General features: G+C 61.4%; 9 protein-coding genes. 5 read left to right on the top strand and 4 right to left on the bottom strand.

Annotated features, from left to right (window positions below; translation table 11 throughout):
* Nucleotides 1-107: 107 nt before the first annotated feature.
* The 3 genes from QMX91_RS25770 to QMX91_RS25760 form a co-directional block, all read right to left on the bottom strand.
* The gene (locus QMX91_RS25770) at nt 108-563 is read right to left on the bottom strand and encodes a YaiI/YqxD family protein (RefSeq protein ID WP_098966204.1); all 456 of its coding nucleotides are present in this window, start codon (nt 561-563) and stop codon (nt 108-110) included.
* A 107-nt stretch (nt 564-670) separates the two neighbouring features.
* Nucleotides 671-2,566 (bottom strand): FTR1 family protein, encoded by a 1,896-nt coding sequence (locus tag QMX91_RS25765; protein WP_282413571.1) that lies wholly within the window; start codon nt 2,564-2,566, stop codon nt 671-673.
* An 86-nt stretch (nt 2,567-2,652) separates the two neighbouring features.
* On the bottom strand, nt 2,653-3,552 hold the full coding sequence (locus QMX91_RS25760) for a LysR family transcriptional regulator (protein ID WP_282413570.1): 900 nt from the start codon (nt 3,550-3,552) through the stop codon (nt 2,653-2,655).
* A 128-nt stretch (nt 3,553-3,680) separates the two neighbouring features.
* Between QMX91_RS25760 and QMX91_RS25755 the strand changes: the two genes are divergently transcribed.
* The 5 genes from QMX91_RS25755 (at nt 3,681) to QMX91_RS25735 (ending at nt 8,457) form a co-directional block, all read left to right on the top strand.
* Nucleotides 3,681-5,060, top strand: a complete 1,380-nt coding sequence (locus QMX91_RS25755; RefSeq protein ID WP_139055140.1) for a hypothetical protein — start codon at nt 3,681-3,683, stop codon at nt 5,058-5,060.
* A gap of 241 nt (nt 5,061-5,301) precedes the next feature.
* Nucleotides 5,302-6,696 carry a hypothetical protein gene (locus QMX91_RS25750; RefSeq protein WP_134784939.1) on the top strand — a complete coding sequence of 465 codons (1,395 nt, stop codon included), beginning with the start codon at nt 5,302-5,304 and terminating at the stop codon, nt 6,694-6,696.
* A gap of 15 nt (nt 6,697-6,711) precedes the next feature.
* Complete coding sequence (locus QMX91_RS25745; RefSeq protein ID WP_065258120.1) at nt 6,712-7,086, top strand: YcfL family protein; 375 nt, start codon at nt 6,712-6,714, stop codon at nt 7,084-7,086.
* A gap of 36 nt (nt 7,087-7,122) precedes the next feature.
* Nucleotides 7,123-7,710: a penicillin-binding protein activator LpoB gene (gene lpoB, locus QMX91_RS25740; RefSeq protein ID WP_003229365.1), complete on the top strand. Its 588-nt coding sequence runs from the start codon at nt 7,123-7,125 to the stop codon at nt 7,708-7,710.
* Nucleotides 7,711-7,713: 3 nt separating this feature from the next.
* A complete protein-coding gene (locus QMX91_RS25735; protein ID WP_027610462.1) occupies nt 7,714-8,457 on the top strand; it encodes a hypothetical protein in 744 nt (247 codons plus the stop codon).
* A 199-nt stretch (nt 8,458-8,656) separates the two neighbouring features.
* Here the strand turns inward: QMX91_RS25735 and QMX91_RS25730 are convergent, their stop codons facing one another.
* Nucleotides 8,657-9,289 carry a LysE family transporter gene (locus tag QMX91_RS25730; protein WP_027610461.1) on the bottom strand — a complete coding sequence of 211 codons (633 nt, stop codon included), beginning with the start codon at nt 9,287-9,289 and terminating at the stop codon, nt 8,657-8,659.
* Nucleotides 9,290-9,492: the final 203 nt, after the last annotated feature.

Below are 9,492 nucleotides of genomic sequence, written 5' to 3'. Positions count from 1 at the left end.
TTGTGGGAGCCGGCTTGCGCGCGAAAGCGGTGTGTCATTCAAATCAATGTTGTCTGATTCGACGCCTTCGCGAGCAAGCCCGCTCCCACAGGGGAATGGTGATTATTTCAAGGTTTGCGGGTCAGGCGGGTGAGGATGCGGTCCAGCGCATTGGCAAACGCCTGCTTCTCACGCTCGCCGAACGGTGCCGGGCCGCCGCTGATCTGGCCCTGCTCACGCAGGTCGGTGAACAGGTTGCGCACCGCCAGCCGCTCGCCCATGTTCTGCGCATCGAACTCCTTGCCGCGCGGGTCCAGCGCCGCCACGCCCTTCTTCACCAGACGATCGGCCAGCGGGATATCGCTGCAGATCACCAGCTCACCAGGCACCGCGTGCTCGACCAGATAATCGTCCGCCGCATCCGGACCGCTGGGCACCACGATCAGTTTGACGATGGCCAGCCCCGGCTTGGTCTGCGGCTGCCCGGCCACCAGCACCACTTCGAACTGGCGCTTGAGGGCGAACTTCACCACCAGATCCTTGGCGGCCCGGGGGCAAGCGTCGGCATCGATCCATACACGCATGATTTTTTCCTCTTCAAAAAAGCATCGCGGGCAAGCCCGCTCCCACAAGGTTAACGCTAAACCTGTGGGAGCGTGGCTTGCCCGCGAATGTGAGCGCAGCGAATGTGTTAAGCAGTGACCCGCTTCTTCTCCGCGATCCGACTCCGTCCGTACAGCACAACAATCGCCAGAATCGCCACGGCCTGAGCCGTCAGCGAATAGGCGTCGGCGTGAATCCCCAGCCAGTCGAATTCAAAGAACGCCACCGGTCGCGTGCCGAAGATCCCGGCTTCCTGCAGCGCTTTCACGCCATGCCCGGCGAACACCACCGACAAGGCACAGAGCAGACCGGCGTTGATGCTGAAGAACAGCGCCAGCGGCAGTTTTGCCGAGCCGCGCAGGATCACCCAGGCCAGACCGATCAGCAGCACCAGTGCGGTCGCACCACCGGCCAGCACCGCGTCATGCCCGGCGGGGCCGGCCTGCAGCCACAGGGTTTCGTAGAACAGGATCACTTCGAACAACTCGCGGTACACCGAGAAGAACGCGAGGATCGCGAAGCCGAAACGCCCGCCGCCGCCGACCAGACTCTGCTTGATGTAATCCTGCCAGGCCGCGGCGTGGCGCCGGTCGTGCATCCACACACCGAGCCACAGCACCATGACGCTGGCGAACAGCGCCGTGGCGCCTTCGAGCAGTTCACGCTGCGAGCCGCTGACGTCGATCACATACGCCGCCAGCGCCCAGGTGCCAAGACCGGCGAGCAGCGCCAGGCCCCAACCGATGTTGACGCTGCGCACTGCCGACTGCTGGCCGGTGTTGCGCAGGAACGCGAGGATCGCCGCCAGCACCAGAATCGCTTCGAGGCCTTCGCGCAGCAGAATCAGCAGGCCGGAGATAAAGCTCAGCGACCAGCTCAGGCCATCGCTGCCGAGCAGTTCGGCGGACTCTTTCAACTTGCCCTTGGCCGCGTCCAGGCGCTGTTCGGCTTGCGCCACCGGCAAACCGTCCTGCAACGATTGACGGTAGGCCATCAGCGATTTTTCGGTGTCCTTGCGCACGTTGGCGTCGACGTTGTCCAGCGAGCTTTCGACCAGCTCGAAACCTTCCAGATACGCCGCCACCGACAGGTCATAGGCCTGATCGTGCTCGCCGGCGCGGTATGCCGCCAGACTCTTGTCCAGCGTGGCGGCGGTGTAGTCGAGCAGCTGCGCCGGGCCACGCTTGACCTGCGGCGGCTGCGCGCGCTGGGCACGGAAGCTTGCGGCGACCTGCGGGCCTTCGGCGGCCTGCACCTCGGCCGGGGTCTGGCGCGCCAGATCGGCGATGTTGAAGGTCTTGTCGGACTTGGCCGCGGCCGGGTCGGCACTGAAACCGGCAATGTAGGTCGCCAGATCCCAACGCTGACGGTCGTCCAGTTGATCGGCGAAGGCCGGCATGTCGGTGCCTTCGACGCCTTGGCCGAGGGTGCTGTAGATCGCGTACAGGCTCAGGTGATCGATGCGTGCGGCATCGCGCAGATTGGCTGGCGGCGGCGTCATGCCGAGCCCCGCCGGGCCGTCACCGGCGCCGGTTTCACCGTGGCATACCGAGCAGTTCTGCGCGTACAGCGGCGCGCCCCGGGTCGGATCGGGAGTGATGATCGGCGCCTGGCTGACTTCATACGCCACCGCGAGTTTCGCCCCCAGTTGTCGGGCCTGACGCGCGACGTCGGCGCCGTCCTGTTTCGCCGTGATGGCGGCGTGCAGAGCCTCGACACCCTGCTCCAGCGCAGCCTTCTCCGGTTTGGCCGGCAGAGCTGCGATCAGCCCTTGCAGCACCTGGGTGAATTCCAGTTGCTCGCGGTATTCGCCGTCGTCGACGACCTTGCCCGCCTCGACCGTCGGCGGGTAGTCGGCGCTGATGTAATCGAGCAGGTGCAGCGCCTGCGGGGCGCCTTCCACGGTGTCGGCCAGCAGGTTGAAACTGCTCAGGGCAAACAGCGGGAACACCAGCCAGGCCAGGAATCGGGACGCGGCAGTCATGAATGAGTCTCAAATGGAAATGCGAAGTTACATATTGTTCACTTCGAACGCCTTTCACTCAAGCTTTGTCGACGTCTCGTGGCGTTTTAACGCAGCGCAGCGGCGGTGTTGCGGTAGTGCTCAAGCATGAATTCGACGAACACTTGCACCTTCAGCGCGACGTGCCGGGCATGCGGATAGAGCGCGTAATAGTGGCGCCGCCCAAGGCTGTAGTTGGGCAGGATTTGCACCAGCCGGCCGCTGAACAGATCGTCCTGCACTGTGGCCCGAGTGAACGCGGCGATGCCAACCCCGGCCAACGCGGCGGCGTGCAGCGAACTGATCGAATCGGCCTTGAACCGGCCCTGCACGCGCACGCTGGTGGTGAGTCCACGCGTATCGGTCAGCACCCAATCGCTGCCACCGGCAAACGCCAGCAACTGCTGCTCGGCGAGTTCGCGCACCTGGCGCACCAAACCATTGCGCGCCACATACACAGGCGAAGCCACCAGCAACATGTCCGAGACAGTCAGCAACCGCGCCACCATGGATGAATCGGCCAACGGCCCGCAGATGCGCAGGGCCACATCGAAACCCTCGGCGATCAGATCGACGAAACGGTCATCGCAGGACAGGTCCACTTCAATCTCGGGATAGCGCTGCTGAAACGCCGGCAACCAGCTCGCCAGTTCCAGCGTACCGATGACCATCGGTGCACTGATGCGCAGCACACCGCTGGGGCTTTCATGTGCCTGCCCCACCGCCAGTGCGGCTTGATCGAGGCGATCGAGAATGTCCACGCACGCCGCGTAATACTGCTGCCCCGCCGTGGTCAGGCTGAAACCTCGGGTGTTGCGATTGATCAGCCGCGTGCCCAGCTCGCGTTCCAGCTGCTGCAACTGCCGGGAGATGGTCGAGTGAGTGGTGTCGAGGCGCTCGGCAGCGGCGCTGAACCCGCGACACTCGACGATGCAACGAAACGCGCGCATGGCTTGCAGTTGATTCATTAAAGCCCCGGATCTGTTGAGCGCTGAGCGCGCAAGCCTAGCGCAATCCTTGTCCACCCGGCAGCAGCAAAGCGCCCTTATAATGCGTCACCTCCGTGCTTTTGCCGTTCAAGGAAGAACCCGTCTCCATGCGCCATTGCCTGCCGCTCTACCTGCTGCTTAGCCTCATCATGCAACTGAGCGGGTGCGCCGCTTACCGCAATTACGATCAGGAAATGCAGCAGACCATCGATCAGATGGCGCAGGGCAATCTCAACGAAGCGCTTTATCTGATGGAGCTGCACAATCCTTGGGAAGACAAGGATCTGCTGTATTTCATGGAACGCGGCGCGATCCTCAGCGCCGGCACCAACCTGCCAAAAAGCCAGGAAGCGTGGCGCAGTGCTGACCGGATGATTTTTCAGCGCGAAGAAGCCGTGCCCTCCGCAGGCATGAAGTTGCTGACCCGTTTCGGTAATGAAATGGGCACCATGCTGGTCAATGACAAGCTGCAGCGTTACGAAGGCTACGACTACGAAAAAGTCATGCTGACCACCGAAATGGCCCTCAACCAACTGGCGGAAAACGATTTCGACGGGGCCCGCGCCGACATCAAGAAAACCCACGAGCGCGAAACCCTGATCGCCCGCCAGCGGGAGCGGCAATACGAAGAAGCGCAAGAGCAAGCTACGCAACAGGGCATCACCTTGCACTACAAGGATCTGGAAGGCTATCCGGTGGCCATCCTCGATGCCCCGCAAGTGCTTGAGCTGAAGAACGGCTACCAGAGTGCATTCAGCCATTATCTGGCCGGCTTCACTTATGAAGCGCTGGGCGAACGCGCGCTCGCAGCGCCGGGGTATCGACAGGCGATCGAATTGCGCCCGGGCGTGCCGCTGCTCGAAAACGCTTTGCGCAACCTGGACAAACCCGGACCGGCAGCCGATGAAAGCGAGATTCTGATCGTGGTCCAGGCCGGTTTCGCCCCGGCACGCAGTTCGGTGCAAGTGCCGATCCCGGTGCGGCTGAACGAAAACCTGACGATTGTTGCACCGATCTCGTTCCCGGTGATGGTGCCCGACACCCTCACACCTGGCGTGACCCAGATCCTCGTCGACGGTAAAAAGCACCCATTGACCATGATTAACAGCGTGTCGGACATGGCCATCCGCACCTTGCGCGATGACATGCCGGCGATCATCTCTCGCGCCATGTTCCGCGCCAACATGGCCGCCATCAGCCAGGCGCAAAAGAACGAGCGCGATCCGTCCAAGGCGTCGTTGGTGGTGACCGATCCTGATCCTTTTGAAGAGGCTGACACTAGAACCTGGCGCACGCTGCCGGACAAAACCCTGGTCGCCCGTCTGCGCCTGAAAAAAGGCCTGCACCGCGTGCGCTTTCCGTATTTTCGTGCAGAAGACGGGTTCACGGTACGCGTCGACCGCAGCCATCAAGTGTTCAACCTGCGGGTATTCATGGGCCAGAACTATTACGTCGGATCGGCATTGGTCCTGCCCGAAACGCCATGAACGAAAGGTGTCAGATAATGCAGAGGAGTAATGGCACCAAACTAACAAGTGCGATTAAAAAGCTATTACATGGCCAGCATCGCCCGCTTATAATGCCGCGCCCGCGCTATAGCAACGCGGCATAAAAGCTCCTCTGGTTATGAGGAATTGGCAGGAGGCCAGCGCCACTGTCGATGGGTCACACCAGCCCGACCAGCACAGGCGGCTGATGCAGTTACTAGCTCAGGGAAGAAGTACCCCCATGGCATTGCGCACTCCCACCTTGATCGCGCTCAGCGCGGTTACTCTGCTGTCCGGCTGTTCGGCGTTTCGCAACTACGATTCGGAACTGGCCCAGACCAACCAGCAACTGGCCACCGGCAACGTCGACGCCGCGCTGAGCCTGCTGGAAAAGAACAACACCGGTCCGGACAAAGACCTGCTCTATTACTTCGAGAAAGGTGAGTTGCTGCGCGCCAAGGGCGACCTGTCCGGCAGCCAGAACGCCTGGACCAGCGCCGATCAGGTGGTTGGCCAGTGGGAAGATTCGGTCAAGCTCGACACCGGTAAATACCTGGCTCAGTTCGGCAGCTTCCTGGTCAACGACAAGGTGCGTCGCTACGAAGGCTACGACTACGAAAAAGTCATGTTGACCACGCAGATGGCCCTCAACCTGCTGGCAGTCAATGACTTCGATGGCGCCCGCACCGCGATCAAGAAAACTCACGAACGTGAAGCGGTGATCGCCGACCTGCGCGACAAGGAATACCTCAAGAGTGAGGAAGAGGCCGAGAAAGAAGGCATCAAGACTCAGTACAAGGATCTGCAAGGCTACCCGGTCGCCAGCCTCGACGCGCCAGAAGTGGTCAGCCTGAAAAACAGCTACCAGAGTGCGTTCAGCCATTACCTGGCCGGTTTCGTCTACGAAGCCCTGGGCGAGAAAGACCTGGCTGCGCCGGGCTACCGCAAGGCGGCCGAACTGCGCCCGAACACCCCGCTGCTGGAGCAGGCGCTGGTCAACCTCGACAAGCCGAGCAAGTCCGACGACAGCGATATCCTGATCGTCGTGCAAAGCGGTCTGGCACCCTCGCGTGATTCGATCCGCGTGCCGCTGCCATTGCCGATCTCCAACAACGTGGTGATCACCCCGCTGTCGTTCCCGATCATCAAGCCTGACACCTCTACCGCACCATTCACGCAGATTGGCGTCGATGGCCAGCAAGTCAACCTGACCGCCCTCAACAGCACCACCGCCATGTCGCGCCGCGCCCTGCGCGATGACATGCCGGGGATCATCGTGCGCACCACCGTGCGCGCAATCACCAAAGGTGTGGCGCAGAAGAAGATCAATGAAACCAACCCGCTGGCCGGTCTGGCCGTGGGTATTTCTTCAGCTGTGCTGGAAGGTGCCGATACCCGTACGTGGCGCACCCTGCCGGACAACACCCAAGTGGTGCGTCTGCGCTTGAAGAAAGGCGAGCATCAAGTCAGTCTGCCGAGCGCTGTCGGCGGCTCGCTGGTCAAGGTCACCGTCGATCAGCGTTATCAAGTGATCAGCCTGCGTGCCGTGGGCAATCAGGTATTTGCCGGTGGCGTCGCCGCCCACGTCATTCCGAGCGCCGGCGCGACCAACGTCGCCAGCCTCAAACAACCTTAAGAACGGAGTCTTTGCATGCGCTTCAAACTCTTCGCCGTTGCCGCCCTCGCCGTGCTGGCCAGCGGCTGCGCCACCCCGCCACCTCCTGAGCCGGGCAGCGCCGCGAGCAAGGTCGTGGCCATGGGTCCGCAGAAACACATCGCGGTCGGCGCCATGCGCGTCGCCCGAGAGAACGGCTTCATGACCGTCAATGTGCAGTTGACCAACACCCTCAACAGCAACAAGACGTTCTACTACCGTTTCGCCTGGCTGGGCCCGGAAGGTTTCCCGATCGCCGAAGAAGAAGTCTGGAAAAGCCAGATGATGTACGGCGCTCAGACCAGCTTCATCCAGGGCATCGCCCCGACCCCGAAAGCCGTGGATTTCCGCCTGGAACTCAAGACGCCTTAAGTCCGCCACCCTATTCCTGTTTTAGAGAGCATTCCCATGTTTGCACGCTTTTCCCTGATCGCTGTCCTCGCCCTGCTGGCTTCCGGTTGCGCCAACACCTCGCCGACCCTGGGCAGCAAGAACATCAGCTACGGCGACACCAAAGCGGTTGAAACCGTGACCAACGAATTCGGCTCGACCGACCTGCAAATGATCGCCGAATCGATGACCCGCTCGCTGGCCCAGTCCGGCATTCTGCAGGGCCGCCCGGTGGTGCAGGTTTACGACGTGAAGAACAAGACCAGCGAGTACATCGATACCCGCGAAATCACCACCAGCATCAAGACTCAGCTGATGAAGTCCGGCACCGCCCGCTTCGCCAGCGACAACACCGCGATGCAGAGCCAGGTCGACCAGCTCAAGCTGCAGAACCAGAGCGGCCTGTACAAGAAGAGCACCGTGGCCAAGACCGGCAACATGATCGCCGCCAAATACCGTCTGGAAGGCTCGATCAGCTCGATCGTCAAGCGCAGCAGCGACTACAAGGACGTCTTCTACAAATTCAGCCTGCAACTGATCGACGTCGAAAGCGGTCTGGCCGAGTGGATGGACGAAAAAGAGATCCGCAAAACCACGGAGCGTTAATTGATGCGCGCATGGATTGGCATGATGGCCCTGGCTTGCGCCTTCAGCGTGCAAGCGGCCCCGAAAGTCGCGGTAACGGATCTGGCGTATCAGGAACGGGTGGAGCAGTACATCCACATCGTTTCGGCGCAGAACAATTACCGCGAGGGTTACTACAGCTCCAGTGGTTCGTCGAACTACAACGAGCTGGAAGCGACCACCAGCTACATCGAACAAGGTGAGCTGCGTAAATTCACCGGCGACATCAAGGGCGAGATCCTCCGCACCGGCATGTTCCAGCTGGTGCAGGGCACGCCGTACACCGCGTCGTCCAAGGGTGACGTCTACGACGTGATCAAGCGCATCAAGGCCGGCAACTTCAAGGGTGCCGACTACGTGCTGTTCGGCACCGTGTCGGACATCGACTTCACCCAGGACATGAACGAGCTGGCGCACACCGACAGTTATTCGGCGGTGCTGGGCCTGACGCTGGTGGCGGATTTCAGCCTGATCAACACCAAGACCTACGAGATCACCTCGGCCTTCACGGCAATGGGCGAAGCGCAGGACACCAAACTGGTGAACGGCCGCGACATCAAGATCTCGCTGAATCGCCCTCGCGTGGTACGTGAAGTGTCGAAAGCGCTGGGTGAGGACGTGGCCGGGCAACTGAGCATGCAGCTCGGTGGCGGCGGTTACGAGCAGCCGCGTGAGGCGCAGCAGCGCAACAATCTGCCGCGTGATACCGCGCCGGTGATTTTGCACTGACCGGCTGAGTGAATAACTCTGTGGTGAGGGGATTCATCCCCGATGGACTGCGCAGCAGGCCCCTTCTTGTCAGGTCAAGAGCGGGGCCGCTTCGCGCCCCATCGGGGATGAATCCCCTCGCTACAGCGGAGTTCACTGGAGAAATCCGTAGGAATAAAAAGGCGACCTCAAGAGGTCGCCTTTTTTCTGCCTGCGGGTTTTACACCGCCGCTTTACGCAACGTCGCCATGAACGCCGCCGCACCGATGAACAGCCCGGCAAAGGTGCGGTTCATGCGTTTCTGCTGCTGCGGTGTACGCAACAGGCGCAGCACCTTGGACGCCAGCCCGGTGTAACCGGCCATGACAATCAGATCCACGCAGATCATGGTCGCACCGATCACCACATACTGAATCAGCAGCGGTGCGTGGGGATTGATGAACTGCGGCAACACCGCGAGCATGAACACCAGCGCCTTGGGGTTACTGATGTTCACCAGAAACCCACGGAACACCAGCGCCAGCGGCTTGCCGATCGGCCGTACCGCCGCGTCATCGCTCATGTCCATCGGCAGCGCACGCCACTGCTTGATCGCCAGATAGACCAGATACGCCACACCGAACCATTTGATCGCGTGGAATGCGGTGGCCGATGCGGTGAGGATCGCGCCGACACCGGCGCCGACAATCGCGATCTGCACCGCCAGGCCGATCTGCAGGCCGAGGGCGTTCCAGTAACCGCGCCAGAAACCGTATTGCAGACCGCTGGACATCGACGCAATGGCGCCCGCGCCCGGGGACAGACTGATCACCCAGCAGGCGGCAAAGAATGCCAGCCATGTTTGAAGCTCCATCGCACACCTCGACTCATGCTCGTGACAAGACGTCAAAGCTAATGCGCTTTGGCGCGGATGACTACCGATTTTTGCTGGAGGGTTCGGGCGCGGCTGATGGCCTCTTCGCGAGCAAGCCCGCTCCCACATTGGATTTGTGTCGATCACAGATCCAATGTGGGAGCGGGCTTGCTCGCGAAGGCGTCAGATCATAAGCCCGAGGA

This window comes from Pseudomonas sp. PS01299 (assembly GCF_029960145.1).
GTDB classification, from domain to species: domain Bacteria; phylum Pseudomonadota; class Gammaproteobacteria; order Pseudomonadales; family Pseudomonadaceae; genus Aquipseudomonas; species Aquipseudomonas putida_A.
The sequence above is the reverse complement of the archived record's forward strand: the minus strand, read 5'-3'. Positions and strand labels throughout refer to the sequence as shown.